Source organism: Streptomyces changchenzhani (assembly GCF_039766235.1).
Classification (GTDB): domain Bacteria; phylum Actinomycetota; class Actinomycetes; order Streptomycetales; family Streptomycetaceae; genus Streptomyces.
This window is the reverse complement of record NZ_JBDHNH010000003.1, coordinates 224,386-241,018: the sequence shown is the minus strand read 5'-3', so window position 1 is coordinate 241,018 and position 16,633 is coordinate 224,386. Positions and strand designations below refer to the sequence as shown.

Sequence of the window (16,633 nt, the reverse complement as noted above, 5' to 3'; positions counted from 1 at the left end):
CCTCTTGACGGGGCCCGCAGACCCCCTGACACTGCCAGAGCAGGATCCCTAGTGAGTGGGTGGGAAATCATGGGGCGTATGGAGTCGGCCTCCGAGCGTGCTGTCCGCGCGCGCCGGACGTCTTCCCATCTGACCTCCCGCCGCCACATCGATCTGCAGCGTGTCTGCAGCGCGGCAAACCCTCTGCGCTGAACCGACGGCCCGGCTCTGCTCCCCGCCATAGGTGGGTGAGCCCCGCGTCGTCGCGCGTTGATCGTTCTGTGCACGCCCCCCGTCTCGTCTGAGAACCAGACCCCGAACCCAGGGAGACGCATGTCCGCCACACCCCGGTCGGCCGTACCGTCCCTTCCGCCCCTGCCTTCGTTCCGAGGCCGGATCGGCCGTGACGCGCGCAGCGGTCACTACGCCGTGCCGCGTCGCTACCGCCTCCATCTCTCGCTGTCCTGTCCCAACTGCCTGCAGATCGCCATCACACACAGCCTCCTCGGCCTGGACGACGTCCTCCCGGTGACGCTGCTGCCCGCCGTTCCCGACAGGCCCGACGGTGGGCACACCGAACTGCGCCCGCTGTACGAAGCCAGTTGGCACCGGTATCCCGGACCGGCCGCGGCGCCGGTGCTGAGCGACGACTGGTCGGGGCGGATCGTCAGCACGCACACCCCTGACATCCTGCGCGATCTGGCCCGGCGCTTCGGCGACGAGGCCCCCAACCGGCCCGCGCTGTACCCGCACAGCGCGGAGGGGCAGATCGAAGCGGTCGAACGCATCTGTGAGCACGGCATCACCGAGACCGCACAGCGCGGCGGACAGGTGGGTGCCGACACCTCGGCACACGACGCCGCCCTCGGTTCCCTGCTGCGCGCACTGGGCTCGCTGGAGTGGCGACTCGCGTCCCAGGACTACATCCTGGGCGACGAAATGACCGCGGCAGACGTCCAGTTGTGGGTGACGCTGGTACAGCTCGACACGGTGTACCGCTGGCATCTGGACGCCACCGCGGTGCATCGCATCGCCGATCATCCGCACCTGTGGGCCTACGCACGACGACTGGCCGCCCACCCCGCCTTCGGCCCTCACCTCGACCTCGGGGGCATCGCCCGCAGGCACCACGCCCACTGCCAGGGGCTGGAGGCCGCAGGAGCGGCAGTACAGGTTTTGGACTGGGCGGCGCACACACGGAACGAGGCCACGGTGCATCCGGGCTGAGCCTCCCGGACGGTTTCATACAGCCGCAATACGTTCTCCACCTTCGCCCGGCCGGCTCTGCATATTCTGCGGCGACAGGAGGTCCACCATGTCGGAGCAGCACCATCCGCCACTGCCCGGACCCGGCCACCGCACCAACGGGATCGCCAGGCGCACGACTTGTCGGCGTCCCGCACGGTGGAGGTGCTGACGGCCGGACGAGCACTGGTACATCGTCAAGTAGGCCGGCACGCGGTCCGCCCCCCGGAAACCGGGCCTCTCCTCACTACCGACCGAAGGAGTCGTCCACGGGGACGGGGCCGCTGATCACATACGGTCGACCAGGAAGAAGGCACTCTTTCGTGTCCGCAACATCTCCCCTTCACCTTGCCGTCGCCCTGGACGGCGCGGGCTGGCATCCGGCCGCCTGGCGCGAGCCGCAGGCCAGGCCCCACGATCTGCTCACCGCCGGCTACTGGGCCGACCTCGTCACCGAGGCCGAACACGGCCTGCTCGACTTCGTTACGTTCGAGGACGCGCTCGGGCTTCAGTCCTCACAATTCACCGAGCTCGACGGCCGCACCGACCAGGTGCGCGGGAAGCTCGACGCCGTACTCATCGCCGCCCGGGTCGCACCGCTGACCCGGCATATCGGGCTGGTACCGACCGTGATCGCCACCCACACCGAGCCGTTCCACATCTCCAAGGCGATCGCCACCCTGGACTATGTCAGCACCGGTCGTGCGGGCCTACGGGTCCAGGTGTCGGCACGGCCCAACGAGGCCGCGCACTTCGGCCGTCGTACGATCCCGCCCTTGCGTATCGAGAACCTCGACACCGCGGCCGGTCGCGCACTGACCACCGAACTCTTCGAGGAGGCCGCCGACTACATCGAGGTGGTGCGCCGCCTCTGGGACAGCTGGGAGGACGACGCGGAGATCCGTGATGCCGCCACCGGCCGTTTCATCGACCGCGACAAGCTGCACTACATCGACTTCGAGGGCAAGCACTTCAGCGTCAAGGGGCCCTCCATCACTCCCCGGCCGCCCCAGGGACAGCCCGTCGTCAGCGCGCTGGCGCACGGAAGCGTACCCAACCAACTGGTGGGCCGTTCCGCGGACATCGGATACGTCACCCCGCACGACACCGCCCAGGCCCGCGCCATCGTCGCCGAGATCCGCGCCGCACAGGCTGCGGCAGGGCGAGCGGGTGAACCCCTGCACATCTTTGGTGACCTGGTGGTGTTCCTGAACGACGATCCCACAGCGGCGCAGGACACCAAGGGCCGCCTGGACGACCTCGCGGGCTACACCTACACCAGCGATGCCACGGTGTTCACGGGTACCCCCAGGCAGCTGGCGGACCTACTGCTTGAGTGGCAGCAGGCCGGCCTGTCCGGTTTCCGACTGCGCCCCGGAGTGATCGGCCACGACCTGGAGGCAATCACCCGGGGCCTGGTGCCCGAACTCCAACGCCGCGGCGCCTTCCGGCGCGCCTATGAGGCCGCCACCCTGCGCGAGCTGCTCGGGTTCGCCCGCCCCGCCAATCGCTACGCCACTGTATGAACCGGAGGAGTCGTAAGACCATGAGCAGGCCGACCACAGGCAAGCCACTGAAGCAGATCCATCTCGCAGCCCACTTCCCCGGCGTCAACAACACCACTGTATGGAGCGACCCGCGGGCGGGCAGCCACACCGAGTTCAGCTCATTCGCGCATTTCGCCCGTACCGCCGAACGCGCCAAGTTCGACTTCCTGTTCCTCGCCGAGGGGCTACGCCTGCGCGAACAGAACGGCCAGATATACGACTTGGACGTGGTGGGGAGGCCCGACACCTTCACCGTCCTGTCCGCGCTGGCCGCCGTCACCGAACGGATCGGTCTGACCGGGACCATCAACTCCACCTTCAACGAGCCTTACGAAGTGGCCCGCCAGTTCGCCAGTCTGGATCATCTGTCGGGTGGGCGCGCCGCCTGGAACGTGGTCACCTCGTGGGACGCCTTCACCGGCGAGAACTTCCGGCGCGGTGGCTTCCTCCCGCAGGATCAGCGCTACTCCCGGGCCAAGGAATTCCTGGCCACCGCCACCGAACTGTTCGACTCCTGGCACGGTGACGAAATCCTCGCCGACCATACGTCCGGCATCTTCCTGAAGGACGCGCAAGCCGGAGCCTTCGCCCACCAGGGACAGCATTTCGACATCGCCGGACACTTCAACGTCCCGCGCAGCCCGCAGGGCCGTCCAGTGATCTTCCAGGCCGGCGACTCAGACGAGGGTCGCGAGTTCGCCGCGTCGGCCGCGGACGCGATCTTCGGCCGGCACAGCACCCTGGACGCGGGGCAGGAATTCTACGCCGACGTCAAGGGCCGCCTGGCCCGTCACGGCCGCACCCACGACGAACTGCTGATCCTGCCCGCGGCGACCTTCGTGCTGGGCGACACCGACACCGAGGCCAAGGAACTGGCCCATGAGGTACGGCGCCAACAGGTCAGCGGCCAGACAGCGATCAAGTACCTGGAACATGTCTGGAACCGTGACCTGTCCGGCTACGACCCGGACGGCCCGCTCCCCGACATCGACCCGGACCCCGGCGAGAACACCATCGCCCGCGGTCGGGCCAGCGTCCGGATGTTCCATGACCCGATCGCCGTGGCCAAGGAATGGCGCGAGCGCGCCTCCGCGCAGAACCTGTCGATCCGGGAACTCGTCATCGAGACCACCGGCCGCCAGTCGTTCGTCGGCTCCCCCGCCACCGTCGCGCAGAGCATCAACGCCTCGGTCCAGGCGGACGTTTCCGACGGCTTCATCCTCGTCCCGTACATCACCCCCGGCGGTCTCGACGGGTTCGCCGACACCGTCGTACCGCTGCTCCAGGAACGCGGCGTATTCCGCCACGACTACACCGGCACCACGCTCCGCGACCACCTCGGACTGGCCAGGCCCGACGCCCTCGCGGCGCCGGAGGCCCGGCAGGCCGCGTCGTGAAGTTCCTGGCCATCACACTCATCGTGCACGCCCCCGACCCCGTGACCGGCGTGCAGAAGTCGACCCATGGGCGCTTTCACGAGGTGATCGACAACGCGCTGCTGGCCGAGGAACTCGGATTCGACGGCTTCGGCGTCGGCGAACGCCACGAACGGCCGTTCATTTCCTCCGCGCCACCGGTCGTGCTGAGCCACATCGCCGCGCTCGCCTCGCGGATCCGGCTGTTCACCGCCGTCACCACCCTGAGCCTGCTCGACCCGGTGCGCGCGTACGAGGACTACGCGACCTTGGACCACCTGTCCGAGGGCCGCCTCGACCTGGTCATCGGCAAGGGCAACGGCACGGCCCAACGCGAGCTGTTCCAGGTCACTCCCGAAGACCAGTGGGACCGTAACGCCGAGAGCTATGAACTGTTCCGCCGTATCTGGCGGCAGGACAAGGTGACAGCCGCGCCCCGCTTCCGTCCCGCACTGACCGAGGCTGAGGTGTGGCCCAGGCCGTATCAGCAGCCCGTCCGGGTCTGGCACGGCAGCGCGACAAGCCGGGAGTCGGTCGATCTCGCCGCCCGTTACGGCGACCCGCTGTTCTCGGCCAATGTCACCAACCCGATAGAACCGTACGCCGAACTCATCCGCTACTACCGGCAGCAGTGGGCCCACTACGGCCACCCCCCGGATCAGGCGGTGGTCGCCGCCGGGACCGCCGGGTACTACGCCGCCCGCACCTCGCAGGAGGCGACGGCCACCTACCGGCCGGTGTTCGAGGGCTACCTCGCGTTCCAGAAGAAGCTCGGCGTCGAGCCGGTGTTCGCCACCCTGGACGATTTCGTCGAGCGCAGCTCGGCACTGATCGGCAGCCCCCAGCAGGTGATCGAGAAGGTCCACCGCTACCACGACCAGTTCGGACACAGCGTGCTGCATCTGCACGCGGACGCGGGCGGGCTCACCGATGCCCAGCACCGCGCCTCGCTCGAACTCTTCCAGTCCGACATCGCCCCCGTAGTGAGACGCGACATCCCCGACCCGCCATTCCCATGGGCTCCGGTCCTGGCCGAGCCCGAGCCCAAGCCCGAGCCCGTATCCGCGTCCCCACCCCCGTCCCCACCCGCGCTCACCGACCGTTGAGGAGAACCCCGATCATGTCCGGCATCCCTCTCGGGGTCCTCGACCTCGCGCCGATCTCGTCCGGTTCCACCGCCGCCGAGGCGCTGCGCAACACCATCGATCTCGCTCAGCACACAGAGCGGTTCGGCTACACCCGTTACTGGTTCGCCGAGCACCACCTCAACCCGGGTGTGGCCGGGGCCTCTCCCGCCGTCGTGCTGGCCCTGACGGCCGCCGCGACCTCCACGATCAGGATCGGTTCCGGGGCCGTACAGCTCGGCCACCGCACAGCCCTTTCAGCCGTCGAGGAGTTCGGGCTGATCGATGCCCTGCATCCGGGGCGACTGGACCTGGGCCTCGGCCGCTCCGGTGAACGTCCCCCCGCACAGACTGCGGCGACCGTTGATGACTCCGGAGCGTCAGCCGGATGTCAGCAGAACGTAAGCGGCGGGGTGAAGAGTGGTGGCGTTCAGCAGAGCGAGGGCGGGGATCCCGCTCGCACCCCGAACCCTTGGGAGCGTACGCATGAGCACCACACGTCGCGATGTCCTGAAGTGGGGAGTCGGCGTCGGAGGTGGCCTGCTGGCTGCCACCACGCTGAGCTCGCCCGCCGCTGCCGCCACGACCGCTTCCGTCAACCCGAACACGTGGATGGGAAGCCTGCCCAACAGCATGCCGCTGACCCAGCTGACGATTCCCGGCACTCACGACTCGTGTTGTATCGACCCCGCCAATGGGACGGAGTGGTCGCACACCCAGAACTACGACATCGGCGGGCAGATGCAGAGAGGGGTCCGTTTCCTCGACATCCGCTGCAACGGTCTCCAGGGAGCACCCAACGAACTGGGGATCTACCACAGCGACAACTACCAGTACATCCGGTTCCAGGACGTCCTGGACCGGTGCCGCGACTTCCTCCGGTCGAACCCGAAGGAGGTGCTGGTCATGCGCGTCAAGAACGAGTACGCGGGCAACCAGAAGCTCAACAGCGAAGAGTTCCAGCGCCGTTTCAACTACTACATGGACAACCTGGGGTACCGGAGCCTGTTCTACACCAACCCCTGGTGGCCCAAGCTCGGCGAAGCCCGGGGCCGGGTGGTCCTGGCCGCCAACTTCGACAATCCGTGGGCCGTCATCCAGTGGTCGAGCGACACGAACACCTGGTTCAGCACCCAGGACACATTCGAGGGCATCGGAACGAGCGCCAAGGCCAAGGCGGTCACCGACTGGTTCGACCATGCCTTCTTCAACCAGAGTTCCGCGCAGATGTTCACGAACTTCACGAGTTACGCCGGCGGGAAGTGGCCCAAGCTGAACGCGTCCGCCATCATGCCCACGGTCTTCGAGTACCTGGAGGCCCGCAAGCAGCAGGCCTGCCATTTCGGAATCGTCCCGATGGACTTCATCGACCGCCACGAGAACGTCCTGCAACTCCTGATCGACAAGAACTTCATCGGTCGGTGAGTCCACGGTAGGTCCGCACTCCCCCGCGGATCGTGCCCGCTGCCGTCACCGGCAGGGGGCACACGCCCCGTCACAGCCCCTCGCAATTCGATGGTGCGCGCAGCCGGAGACCGGGACACTGTGTGGTTATGTCCATGAAGCCTCCGGCCGGCCCGATGTGTACGCGCGCGTCGCTCGCCGCCGACCTGCGTGTACTCGGATTACGTCCTGGTGAGACTCTCCTCGTCCACTCCTCCCTCAGCTCGCTCGGCTGGGTCTGCGGCGGTGCGGGCGGCGTCGTCATGGCGCTGCTCGATGTCCTGGGCGGCGAGGGGACCTTGGTGGTTCCTACGCACTCCGGCGACAACTCGGATCCGGCGGACTGGAGGAATCCGCCCGTTCCCAAGGCATGGTGGGCGGACATCTGGGCCTCGATGCCGCCCTTCGACGCTCGCACCACACCCAGCGGTGGCATGGGTGTCATCGCGGAAACCGTCCGCAACTGGCCGGGCGCCGTCCGCAGCGGCCATCCGCAGACCTCACGACGAGCTGGGTGCGGCCTTCGAGAAGGAACGCCCGGTGGTACGGGGCACGGTGGGTGGGGCGCAGGCCCGGCTGTTCGCCGTGGCCGAGGCGGCGGTCGCCACGGCGAGTCCGGCGAAGCGAGCGGCGTACAGGGTGAGTGGCATCAGTGCGTCGCTCCCTCGGTGACCTTCAGGTCCTGGTCCGTGGGAGTGCGGGCGGCGGCGAGCAGCAGGGCGCGCAGTCCGTGGGCGACGGTGGCGGGCGGCAGGGCCGGGGCGGCGCCGTCGGTGACCTGTTCCGGCGCCTGGGGGACATGCACGAATCCGCCCCTGACGTGGGGGAATTCGGTGGCGATGAGGTGGCCGAGGCCGTACGTGACATGGTTGCAGACGAACGTGCCGGCCGTGTTGGAGACGGCGGCCGGGACGCCGGCCTCGCGCATGGCGGCGACGCAGGCCTTGATGGGGAGGGTGGAGAAGTACGCGGCGGGGGCGCCCGGGACCACCGGTTCGTCGATGGGCCGGCCTCCGGCGTTGTCGGGGATGCGTGCGTCGTCGATGTTGATTCCGACGCGTTCGACGGTGACGCCGCGGCGGCCGCCCGCCTGGCCCAGGCAGAGGACTAGGTCGGGGGTCGATGCGCGGATGGCGTCGCGCAGCGCGTTGATGGACTCGGCGAAGACGCAGGGAAGTTCGGCGGCAGTGACCGTGAGCCCGGTGGGCGGCTCGGCCGCCACGAGGGAGGCCGCCTGCCAGGACGAGTTCACGCTCTCGCCGCCGAAGGGGGCGAAGCCGGTGATGAGGACGCGGGTCATGGCGCTTCCTTAGGTGGTGGGAAGAGGTGGAGATGGCTCGGGAGGCGGGTCGGAGCGGCTCAGAAGGCGAAGAGCGCCATGATCACGGTGCAGCAGACGAGCAGCGCGAGCGCCGTCGGTATCTGTGCCTTGATCGGCCCGTACTGGTCCTTCAGTTCGAGCAGCGTGGCCGGGACGATGTTGAAGTTGGCGGCCATCGGTGTGCAGAGAGTGCCGCAGAAGCCGGCCAGCATGCCGATCGCGAGGATGGCCGGCGCATCGCCGTGCATCTGCGCGATGAGGACGGGCCAGCCGATCGCCGCTGTCATCACGGGGAACGCGGCGAAGGCGTTGCCCATGATCACGGTGAACAGGAACATGCCGAGGCAGTACGCGATCACGGCGAGGTACTTCGAGTTTTCCGGCAGGACGTCGTTCACGATGCTGCCGACCTGGGTGCCGACCCCGGCCACCGCGAAGATCGAGCCGAGCACGGCCAGGAGCTGGGGCAGCAGCAGGGCCGAGCCCATCGCCTCCAGCATGGAGCGGCCGGAGTGGATCGGGACGGAGATGTTCTTCTCGCCGGTGACCAGCATGCCGACGACAAGCGCGACAAGGCACCCGAGGCCCAGGCCCAGGAGCGTGGACTTGCCCGTCTCGAACAGCCCTGACTCGTCGAGTACGGAGGAGCAGACGATGGCGACGACGGGGATCGTCAGAGCGGGGATGAAGATCTTGCTGCCGAGCCGAACCGCGGAGGCCTCGCGCTGCTCGGAGCTGGTGGTGACCGGAATGCCCTTGCCGAGGAAGTTGAACCCGGCGAGCACGATCAGACCGAGGACCGCGACGCCGAGCGGTTCGGCGGGCAGTGTCCAGCTCGCGGCGGAGCCCGGCGCGGCGTTGGCGACCCCGGTGCCGTAGGGGAAGGTGAGTCCGAGCAGGCCCCAGAACGCGGCGGACGTCCACCGCTTGGGATTGCTGCGGTCGGCCGCCATCTGAAGGGCCATAACGACGAAGACAAGGCCTACCAGCCAGTAGAGCCACTCGACTTTGATCACTTGACAGCCCCCTTCGGAAGCGGCAGGTCGTGCTCGGCGGTGGCGTGTGCCATCTCGCGTTCCAGTTGCTTGTCCAGGAGCAGCAGCCGGGCGCCGTGGATGACGAAGGCGCAGACAGCGAGCGGGATCGCCCACAGGGCCAGCTGGGTCGGTTCGATTTCCTGCTGGTACGTCGAGTTCACGAAGCCCGTGATCAGGAGGATCGAGCCGATGGCTATGAAGCAGTCCTCGCCGAAGAAGAGGCCCACGGTGTCGGACGACGCGGAGTAGGAACGGACCTTCTCGCGCAGGTGGTCGGGCAGCTTGGCGCCCGCCGAGCGCTCGGCGGCGGCCTCGGCCATGGGCGCGACGAGCGGCCGCACGGTCTGGGCGGGTCCGCCGATGCTGTTGAGGCCGAAGGCCGCGGTGATCTGGCGGACGAGCAGGTAGACGGCGAGGAAGCGGCCGGCGCTGAGCCCGCCGAGGCGGCCGATGAGCCTGCGGGCCTGTTCGCGCAGGCCGTAGCGCTCCAGGAGGCCGATCACCGGGAGGACGACGGCGAAGACGGTGACCGAGCGGCTGTCGGCGAAGGACTGGCCGAAGGCGCCGAGGACCTTCAGCGGAGTCATCTTGCCGAGCAGGCCGGTGACGATACCGGCGACGCCCACCACCAGGACGGGATTGCGGCGCGTGACGAATCCGAGGATCACCACGACCACACCGAGGAGAACGATCATGCGGCGGCCTTCTTCAGGTGTAGGGGGGAGGCAGGGCAAGGGACGGCACGGATCCGGAGTTCCGATTCCGTGGGAGATGCACGGACCCTAGGCGATCGTTCAACGATCTAACAAGAGGTAATCCCGACCCGATCCGCTGGAGCGACAGAATCGAGACCTTGCCGGATCGTTCAACAATCGACTACGTTCGAGATGTGATCGATCTCAACGCAGACCTCGGTGAAGGCTTCGGCCGCTGGACCCTCACCGACGACGCTGCCCTCCTCTCCGTCGTCACCAGCGCCAACGTCGCCTGTGGTTTCCACGCGGGCGACCCTTCGGTGATGCGCCGCGTATGCGACCTCGCCGCCGAGCGGGGGGTGCGCATCGGAGCGCAGGTGTCGTACCGCGATCTGGCGGGCTTCGGGCGGCGCGCCATGGACGTGCCCAGCGACGAGCTGGCGGCCGAAGTGGCGTACCAGATCGGGGCGTTGAAGGTCTTCGCCGAGGCCGCCGGAGCCGAGGTGGCGTACGTCAAGCCGCACGGCGCGCTCTACAACCGCACCGTTCACGACGCCGAGCAGGCCGGCGCCGTGGTGGCGGGTGTCCTGCTCGCGGGCGGGGCGCTGCCGGTGCTCGGCCTGCCCGGGTCGCGGCTGCTCGCCGCGGCAAAGGACGCGCAGCTCGTCGGCGTGCCGGAGGCCTTCGCGGACCGCGCGTACACCGCCGAGGGCACCCTGGTACCGCGCCGCGAGGCGAATGCCGTGGTGACGGACGAGGACGCGGTGGTGCGGCGCGCGCTGGCGTTCGCGGTGGACGGTTCGGTCCAGGCCGTGGACGGTACGCGCGTCGCGGTCGCCGCCCGCTCCCTGTGCGTGCACGGCGACACTCCCGGCGCGGCCCGGATCGCGGCGCGGGTGCGCGAGGCGCTCGACGAGGCCGGGGTGGAGGTCGGGGCATTCACATGACCAGGAGCCGACTTCTTGACGTGCGCGCCGCCGGGCGGCATGCGCTGCTCGTGGAGCTGCCGGACGCCGAGCACACCGGGGCCTTTCACGCCGAGCTGTTGCGGCGGCGCGCGGCGGGGACGCTTCCGCCCGTCGAGGAGATCGTGCCGGGGGCGCGGACCGTACTGCTGGACGGGGTGCCGGACCCGGAGACGCTGGCGCGCCAACTCGCCGACTGGGACGTGCCGTTGGAGGTGGCCGACGACGGCGAGGTCGTGGAGGTTCCGGTGCGCTACGACGGGCCGGACCTCGCTGACGTGGCGGCCCTGTGGGGACTCGACGTGCGGGAGGTCGCCGCCCGGCATTCCTCGTACACCTACCGCGTCGCGTTCTGCGGTTTCGCGCCCGGGTTCGGCTACCTCACAGGGCTGCCCGCGGACTTGCACGTGCCGCGCCGCGCCACGCCCCGCACCCGGGTTCCGGCCGGGGCACTGGCGCTCGCGGGGCCCTATACCGCGGTGTACCCGCGCTCAACGCCGGGCGGCTGGCAGCTGATCGGCACCATGCCTGACCCGACACCACTGTGGGACCTCACCCGGGACCGGGCGGCGCTCCTCACGCCGGGGACCCGGGTCCGATTCGTCAGCGCGGACAGTGCGCCATGACCACCCTCACCGTCATACGCTCCGGCGCCCTCACCACGGTGCAGGACTCGGGCCGGCGCGGCCATGCCCACCTGGGGGTTCCGCGCTCCGGTGCCCTGGACGCGCCCGCGATGCGGCTGGCCAACCGGCTGCTCGGCAACGCCCCGGACGCCGCCGTCCTGGAGACCACCCTGACCGGCTGCGCCGTGCGCCCCGACCGCGGCGTCACCGTCGTGGTCGGCGGTGCGCCCTGCCCGGTGACGGTGGACGGGCGGCCGGTGCCGTGGGGCGCACCGGTGCGGGTGCCCGCGGGCGCGGTCCTGAATGCGGGCGGGGTGAGTGCGGGCGTGCGCTCGTATCTCGCCGTCGCCGGGGGCGTCGCCGCCGAGCCGGTCCTCGGCAGCCGCTCGACGGACCTGCTCTCGGGCCTGGGCCCGGCGCCATTGCGTGACGGCGACGTACTTCCGGTGGGCGCCCCGGCGCGGCAGGCGGCGCTGCCCGTCACCGCGCCCTGGGCAGGGCCGCCCGCCGAACTGACCCTGCCCCTGCGGCTCGGCCCCCGCGCCGACTGGTTCACGCCGGGGGCGCTGCGTACGCTCACCTCGGCGACGTACCGCGTGTCCCCGCACAGCAACCGCATCGGCCTGCGCACCGAAGGGCCGCCGCTGACGCGGGCGTTGACGGGCGAGCTGCCCAGCGAGGGCATGGTCCTGGGCGCGGTTCAGGTGCCGCCGGACGGGCGCCCCGTGGTGTTTCTGCACGACCACCCCACAACGGGGGGCTACCCGGTGATCGCTGTCGTCCCGGAAGTCGCCTTGGCTGCGGCAGCCCAGGCCGCGGTCGGTACTCCGATGCGCTTCACGCTCGGCTGATACGTCCGGGCGTCAGGACCCTCTCGACCGCGGCCATGTGGCGCCGTGCTTGTTCCCACGAAAGGTTGCGGGACTCGAGGGTCGGGCCAGAAGAAGTGGTTGCGCCCACCGACCTTGCGGCCGGTCGCGCCGAGGATCCACAACTGCGCATCGCGGAAAACGGGCTTCCGCCACTCCAGTCCCACCGCGCGGCATCCATCCTCAATGCACAGCCGCCAAGGCCGGCGCCCACGCCCGCTGCACAGGTAGGCAACCTCGTTTCGGCGGGCGTCTGTTGCTGGACCGAGGACATGTCAGTGGCCACCCTTAGAGTCTTCGCAAGTGATCACGGCGACGCTGTGACCGGGGTGCGTTGCGAACCGGGAGCGCGGCCCGACCGTCGGGCATCCGGCGTGGACGATGGGGAGACAGCACATGGCATGGTTCCCGGCGGGCGACTACGAGGTCGCCCTCGACGGCGGAAAGGTCGTCTGCCGCAACGCGGCCGGACGCCTTCTGAAGTCGGTACCGGCGAAACTGTCCGACGACCCGGCGGTGGTGGGCCCGGGTGCGCGACGGCGACACCCCCGCGTTCGAAGAACTCACCACCCGCGCCACCCCGAAGGGCCGTCCCCGATGACCACATCCACCCACCCGGGTCGCCACCGAAGCGCGACCGACCCACCAACTAGGGTGACCCCATGTCTGCCACGTTGAGTTCCACAAAAGCCGCCGCCACGCTCCGAACGTCGGCGCGTGTCTCCGTTGAGTTGCTGCTGGTCCTCGTCATGGCTGCGGTGGCCCTGTGGCTTCTGGGCCAGATGTGGTCGGTCGTCTGGCCTCTCATAGTGGGGCTGTTGCTCACCACACTGACCTGGCCCCTGGCTCGTCTGCTGCGCCGGCGCGGGTGGCGCCCCGCCCTGGCCGCGTCGGTGGTGACCGTGCTGTTTCTCCTGCTTGTCTCCGGCATCGTGGCACTGATCGCGGTACCGGTGGCGTCCCAGTCCGGTGAGTTGGCCGACGGTGTGGTCGAGGGCATCCAAAAGCTGCGCGAGTGGGCCGCCGGGCCACCGCTGAACATCGGCGACGACCAGCTCTCAGGTGCCTTCGACGCCTCGATCGACCGTATTCAGAGCAGCGCCGGCAGCATGGTCACCGCCGTCGTTACGGGCGTGAGCACGGTATTGAACGGCGTCATCACTGCCGTCCTGGCGCTCTTCCTGATGTTCTTCTTCCTCAAGGACGGCCCGCGGTTCCTGCCGTGGCTCACCCGCCAGCTCCCCGGCCGCCTCGCCACCGATGTCCCGATCGTGGCCGCACGCTGTTGGGAAACCCTTGGCGCGTTCGTGCGTTCCCAGGCATTCGTCGGCCTGCTCGACGCCGTCTTCATCGGCCTCGGCCTGTGGATTCTGGGGGTACCCCTGGTGCTCCCGCTGGCAGTGCTGACCTTCGTGTCCGCGTTCGTGCCGATCGTGGGTGCCCTGTTCGCCGGTCTGGTCGCGGTGCTCATCGCGTTGGTGTCGAACGGCCTGACAGACGCACTGATCGTGCTGGTGATCATCATCGTGGTGCAGCAACTTGAGGGCAACGTATTCCAGCCCATGATCCAGAGTCGCGGGCTGGGTCTCCATGCGGCGGTGATCCTGCTGGCGGTGGCGTTGGGCGGCAGTCTGGCCGGCGTCGTCGGCAGCCTCCTCGCGGTACCGCTGGCCGCGCTGATCGCGGTGGCCTGGAACTATCTGCGCGAGCAGCTCAGCGACCCGCCGCAGGAGCCGGAGACCGACCAGGCCCACCCCGATGCGCCTGTCCCGTCGTAGCACCTCGCCCCGACCACGACACGGCTGAGCCGGGTGCGGCAGCCGCCGCCATCCGCCGACTCCCGTGGCGGTGGCCCGGACCGGGACATCTACCCGCACGCCTACCGCGAACGGAGCTCTCGCAGGGCCCGGTTCAAGGCAGGGTCACGGAGGCGCTCGACGTCGTCCTTCGCGTAGACCGGCTCGGTGCGTTGGGGCGGGATGCCGGCGCCGTCGTAGCTGGAGCCTGCCGCGTTGAGGTACTTCTCGTTGGGCAGAGTGAGACTCCAGCCGTTCGGCAACGATCGGTCCATGGTGTCCGAGAACACCCCCTGGGTGTTCTCACCGATCCGCAGCGGGGCGGGGTGGCGGCCCATCAGTGACTGGGTGAAGGTCTCCCCCACACTGATCGTCAGCGGTCCGGTGAGCACCGCCACGCCCCCCGTGTAGCGGGGAACCCCCGACGCCGGCCGGACTCGGACCGGCTGCCCGGCGGTGTAGCTCGCGGGGTCGTCCGGGTTGTTGCGGGCGCGCTTGGTATAGGCGGTGTACGGGCGGTCGGTCAGCCGCTCGGCGATCTGGATGCCGAGGGCGTCAGAGCCTCCGCCGTTGAACCGCAGGTCGACCACCAGGCCCCGGAGTGTTCGGATACGGCCTTGGGTGAGGATCTTGTCCAGGGCGGCGTCCAGGATGCGGGCATCGGCGTCGGCGTCGTCCCGCTCGCCGTACGCGGCGAAGGAGGTGATCCGCAGATAGCCGATGCCCTGGGGCAGATCGGCGAACTGGACCTTGCCGTCGGCGTAGCGCCGCGCCTCCCGCGGAAGCTGCGCGCGGGTCGCCTTCTCCACGTCCGCCAAGTACTCGGAGGTGGGATACGGCGTTCCAGGGCGCAGGCCGACGGTCCTACGCCCGTCGGGACCGTCGCCGCCGTCAGAAAGGCTCGTGTGGAGGTCGTGCAGCGGCTCGATCATCGCGCTCAGGATCGTGAAGAGCCGGTCGTCACTGGTGTTCCCGTCCACCTGAGGGCGGTACCTCTCACGTACCGCATCCCAGTCGATTCCCTTGTCGTGGAAGAACGGATAGTTCTCCTTGAGCGTGGCCCAGAACACGTCGAAGGTGTGCACCGGGTCGTCGGACGGCGGGCTCGCACAATTGGCGGGCAGCGTCGCCACTCGCTTCAATCGCTGTACGCCCACCGATCCGGCCGGGGAGAGGCGGGCAGCGGCGGAGCCGTCGGCGCTCAGCGTCAACTGCCGTACGCCTTCGGCGTTGCGGAACGGTACGCCGCCCCGCAGCCCCGGACGTGACGCCGTCAACTCGTTGCGGCCGGGCAGACATCCGGCCGCGGACATCTCGTAGGTACGGAGCCGCCCCTGATCGACAGTCAGATACTGCTGGTAGCCATCACTGCGCCACACACCGTCCAGAGCTGCGCCCCACGTGGACCGCTGGCCGTATGCGGTGTCGGCGCCGCCCCGGGCGGACCCCGACGAAGCCGTCGCCGGTGCCGCCACCGTAGCCGCCACAGCCACCGCCGCACACAGCTGTGCTCCCCAAAGCCGACCCGCCCGTCCCTTGCTTCCGAACATCGCTGATCCCCCTCGCCCTGCCCCGCATTCCTGCCGCAACCAGACTCCCCCGCATCACCCGCGCAGACCATCCGGACACCCCCACTCCCACCGCTGGGGCCACCCCCCGTACGCGGCGGCACTCCCGATGCCGGGGCACACCGGCCCGCGCCTCCCCTCGATCGCGCCCCGCCTACGGCCGCCGACGAGGCCACCGCGCACGATTCCTACAGGTGGCCCGCCGCGCGGTCCTTCTCGACGGATTCGGCGAGCGCGGTGACGCCCTCCGGCTTCCGGTCGGTGGCCGCGACAGTGGCGCCGCGGGCGGGCAGGGCCCGGACGACGGCTTCGCCGCTGCCCTGCCCCGCGCCGGTGACCAGCGCGACGCACCCGGGCCTCGTACGCGAAGAGGCCCGGCAGGGCCGGGTCATCGTGATGGTGCTGCCCCGCGGGGGCCGCGCGGCACGCCGACACAATCGTCGCCGGGAAGGACGACCGGACCGCGGCATCGGGTCCGCCGCGTACCGGCCGGCGGGGCTTGGCGGAAGTGCTGCTATACGCGCGAACGTCTGCGCTGCGGCTGACTTCCCGCCAGGAGCGCTTCGGTGATGAGCCGCACAGCACGGGCCAGCCGGTCGAGCTGCTCCAGTTCGACGGCGTACAGCCTGATGGTGCCCTCAATGATTGTCTCGGCGACCCCGAGCGTGGGCAGCTCCGCCCGGCAGGTCTGCAGCGCCACCCGCACGGCGCGGATCTCGTGCTGAATCTGCAGCTGCGCGTGACGCGCCAGGAGAATGGGATGCCGGGTGAGGGTCGAGTAGCCGGCATAGCGGGCCGGCAGGAGGTCTCGAAGCCAGCGGGCGGCCGTGCGCTCCCAGTCCGGGCTGCCTGGAGCCTTGACCTGGCAAGGCCAGTCCGAGCTGATCGATGAGGTGGTGGTCGGGGACATCGTCGTCGCTTCCGAAGGTGGTACGGGTGGGCTCTGACCGCGGGATGTTGTGGCGGCCCCGGCCCAGGGGTAGACCGGAGCCGCCGGGGGTCG

General features: G+C 69.5%; 17 protein-coding genes and 3 pseudogenes. 13 read left to right on the top strand and 7 right to left on the bottom strand.

All coding sequences use genetic code 11. From position 1 onward, the window contains the following. Positions 1-69 precede the first annotated feature (69 nt). The 8 genes and pseudogenes from ABCR94_RS12550 to ABCR94_RS12515 all read left to right on the top strand — a co-directional run. A complete protein-coding gene (locus ABCR94_RS12550) occupies positions 70-192 on the top strand; it encodes a putative leader peptide (RefSeq protein WP_347119341.1) in 123 nt (40 codons plus the stop codon). Positions 193-312: 120 nt separating this feature from the next. Beyond that, positions 313-1,206, top strand: a complete 894-nt coding sequence (locus tag ABCR94_RS12545) for a glutathione S-transferase C-terminal domain-containing protein (protein ID WP_347119340.1) — start codon at positions 313-315, stop codon at positions 1,204-1,206. 341 nt (positions 1,207-1,547) lie between these two features. Continuing rightward, positions 1,548-2,750, top strand: a complete 1,203-nt coding sequence (locus ABCR94_RS12540) for an LLM class flavin-dependent oxidoreductase (protein WP_347119339.1) — start codon at positions 1,548-1,550, stop codon at positions 2,748-2,750. Between the two features lie 20 nt (positions 2,751-2,770). After that, positions 2,771-4,168, top strand: coding sequence for an NtaA/DmoA family FMN-dependent monooxygenase (locus tag ABCR94_RS12535; protein WP_347119338.1), 1,398 nt, complete (start codon positions 2,771-2,773; stop codon positions 4,166-4,168). Further along, complete coding sequence (locus ABCR94_RS12530) at positions 4,165-5,292, top strand: LLM class flavin-dependent oxidoreductase (RefSeq protein ID WP_347119337.1); 1,128 nt, start codon at positions 4,165-4,167, stop codon at positions 5,290-5,292. The genes ABCR94_RS12535 and ABCR94_RS12530 overlap by 4 nt, the downstream gene beginning before the upstream one ends. Before the next feature lie 14 nt (positions 5,293-5,306). Continuing rightward, positions 5,307-5,669 (top strand): annotated as a pseudogene (locus tag ABCR94_RS12525) (LLM class flavin-dependent oxidoreductase); the annotation flags it as partial. 127 nt (positions 5,670-5,796) lie between these two features. Beyond that, complete coding sequence (locus ABCR94_RS12520; RefSeq protein ID WP_347119336.1) at positions 5,797-6,735, top strand: phosphatidylinositol-specific phospholipase C; 939 nt, start codon at positions 5,797-5,799, stop codon at positions 6,733-6,735. 128 nt (positions 6,736-6,863) lie between these two features. Beyond that, a pseudogene (locus tag ABCR94_RS12515) lies at positions 6,864-7,256 on the top strand (AAC(3) family N-acetyltransferase); the annotation flags it as partial. On the opposite strand, the gene ABCR94_RS12510 reads toward ABCR94_RS12515, so the two are convergent. The 4 genes from ABCR94_RS12510 to ABCR94_RS12495 are packed head-to-tail and all read right to left on the bottom strand — an operon-like array spanning position 7,254 to position 9,806. After that, positions 7,254-7,403 (bottom strand): hypothetical protein, encoded by a 150-nt coding sequence (locus ABCR94_RS12510; RefSeq protein ID WP_347119334.1) that lies wholly within the window; start codon positions 7,401-7,403, stop codon positions 7,254-7,256. The pseudogene ABCR94_RS12515 and the gene ABCR94_RS12510 overlap by 3 nt on opposite strands. Next, positions 7,403-8,053 carry a pyroglutamyl-peptidase I gene (gene pcp / locus ABCR94_RS12505; protein WP_347119332.1) on the bottom strand — a complete coding sequence of 217 codons (651 nt, stop codon included), beginning with the start codon at positions 8,051-8,053 and terminating at the stop codon, positions 7,403-7,405. The genes ABCR94_RS12510 and pcp overlap by 1 nt, the downstream gene beginning before the upstream one ends. Positions 8,054-8,112: 59 nt before the next feature. Continuing rightward, positions 8,113-9,090: a DUF979 domain-containing protein gene (locus ABCR94_RS12500; protein ID WP_347119331.1), complete on the bottom strand. Its 978-nt coding sequence runs from the start codon at positions 9,088-9,090 to the stop codon at positions 8,113-8,115. Continuing rightward, the gene (locus ABCR94_RS12495) at positions 9,087-9,806 is read right to left on the bottom strand and encodes a DUF969 domain-containing protein (RefSeq protein WP_347119330.1); all 720 of its coding nucleotides are present in this window, start codon (positions 9,804-9,806) and stop codon (positions 9,087-9,089) included. Before ABCR94_RS12495 ends, ABCR94_RS12500 begins: the two co-directional genes overlap by 4 nt. Positions 9,807-10,000: 194 nt before the next feature. Between ABCR94_RS12495 and ABCR94_RS12490 the strand changes: the two genes are divergently transcribed. The 5 genes and pseudogenes from ABCR94_RS12490 (at position 10,001) to ABCR94_RS12475 (ending at position 14,044) form a co-directional block, all read left to right on the top strand. After that, on the top strand, positions 10,001-10,753 hold the full coding sequence (locus ABCR94_RS12490) for a LamB/YcsF family protein (RefSeq protein ID WP_347119329.1): 753 nt from the start codon (positions 10,001-10,003) through the stop codon (positions 10,751-10,753). After that, entirely contained in the window at positions 10,750-11,397 is a 648-nt protein-coding gene (locus ABCR94_RS12485; RefSeq protein ID WP_347119328.1) for a 5-oxoprolinase subunit B family protein, read from the top strand. The genes ABCR94_RS12490 and ABCR94_RS12485 overlap by 4 nt, the downstream gene beginning before the upstream one ends. Continuing rightward, entirely contained in the window at positions 11,394-12,248 is an 855-nt protein-coding gene (locus ABCR94_RS12480; RefSeq protein WP_347119327.1) for a 5-oxoprolinase subunit C family protein, read from the top strand. Before ABCR94_RS12485 ends, ABCR94_RS12480 begins: the two co-directional genes overlap by 4 nt. A 414-nt stretch (positions 12,249-12,662) precedes the next feature. After that, positions 12,663-12,791, top strand: a pseudogene (locus ABCR94_RS39045) (DUF4132 domain-containing protein); the annotation flags it as partial. Positions 12,792-12,928: 137 nt separating this feature from the next. Next, the gene (locus ABCR94_RS12475) at positions 12,929-14,044 is read left to right on the top strand and encodes an AI-2E family transporter (RefSeq protein WP_347119326.1); all 1,116 of its coding nucleotides are present in this window, start codon (positions 12,929-12,931) and stop codon (positions 14,042-14,044) included. 101 nt (positions 14,045-14,145) lie between these two features. On the opposite strand, the gene ABCR94_RS12470 is transcribed toward ABCR94_RS12475, so the two are convergent. The 3 genes from ABCR94_RS12470 to ABCR94_RS12460 all read right to left on the bottom strand — a co-directional run bounded on the left by ABCR94_RS12470 (position 14,146) and on the right by ABCR94_RS12460 (position 16,540). Beyond that, positions 14,146-15,555 carry a S41 family peptidase gene (locus ABCR94_RS12470; protein WP_347119325.1) on the bottom strand — a complete coding sequence of 470 codons (1,410 nt, stop codon included), beginning with the start codon at positions 15,553-15,555 and terminating at the stop codon, positions 14,146-14,148. A gap of 263 nt (positions 15,556-15,818) precedes the next feature. Then, positions 15,819-16,022 carry an SDR family NAD(P)-dependent oxidoreductase gene (locus tag ABCR94_RS12465; RefSeq protein WP_347119324.1) on the bottom strand — a complete coding sequence of 68 codons (204 nt, stop codon included), beginning with the start codon at positions 16,020-16,022 and terminating at the stop codon, positions 15,819-15,821. A gap of 122 nt (positions 16,023-16,144) precedes the next feature. Then, a complete protein-coding gene (locus ABCR94_RS12460) occupies positions 16,145-16,540 on the bottom strand; it encodes a hypothetical protein (protein ID WP_347119323.1) in 396 nt (131 codons plus the stop codon). Positions 16,541-16,633 lie beyond the last annotated feature (93 nt).

Excerpts from the sequence above, each read along its gene's own strand:
- ABCR94_RS12480 (WP_347119327.1), top strand. The coding sequence starts at position 11,394 with ATGACCACCCTCACCGTCATACGCTCCGGCGCCCTCACCACGGTGCAG.
- ABCR94_RS12495 (WP_347119330.1), bottom strand. The coding sequence starts at position 9,806 with ATGATCGTTCTCCTCGGTGTGGTCGTGGTGATCCTCGGATTCGTCACG.
- ABCR94_RS12485 (WP_347119328.1), top strand. The coding sequence starts at position 10,750 with ATGACCAGGAGCCGACTTCTTGACGTGCGCGCCGCCGGGCGGCATGCG.
- ABCR94_RS12475 (WP_347119326.1), top strand. The coding sequence starts at position 12,929 with ATGTCTGCCACGTTGAGTTCCACAAAAGCCGCCGCCACGCTCCGAACG.
- ABCR94_RS12460 (WP_347119323.1), bottom strand. The coding sequence starts at position 16,540 with ATGTCCCCGACCACCACCTCATCGATCAGCTCGGACTGGCCTTGCCAG.
- ABCR94_RS12510 (WP_347119334.1), bottom strand. The coding sequence starts at position 7,403 with ATGCCACTCACCCTGTACGCCGCTCGCTTCGCCGGACTCGCCGTGGCG.
- ABCR94_RS12545 (WP_347119340.1), top strand. The coding sequence starts at position 313 with ATGTCCGCCACACCCCGGTCGGCCGTACCGTCCCTTCCGCCCCTGCCT.
- ABCR94_RS12550 (WP_347119341.1), top strand. The coding sequence starts at position 70 with ATGGGGCGTATGGAGTCGGCCTCCGAGCGTGCTGTCCGCGCGCGCCGG.
- ABCR94_RS12465 (WP_347119324.1), bottom strand. The coding sequence starts at position 16,022 with ATGACCCGGCCCTGCCGGGCCTCTTCGCGTACGAGGCCCGGGTGCGTC.
- pcp (WP_347119332.1), bottom strand. The coding sequence starts at position 8,053 with ATGACCCGCGTCCTCATCACCGGCTTCGCCCCCTTCGGCGGCGAGAGC.
- ABCR94_RS12520 (WP_347119336.1), top strand. The coding sequence starts at position 5,797 with ATGAGCACCACACGTCGCGATGTCCTGAAGTGGGGAGTCGGCGTCGGA.
- ABCR94_RS12535 (WP_347119338.1), top strand. The coding sequence starts at position 2,771 with ATGAGCAGGCCGACCACAGGCAAGCCACTGAAGCAGATCCATCTCGCA.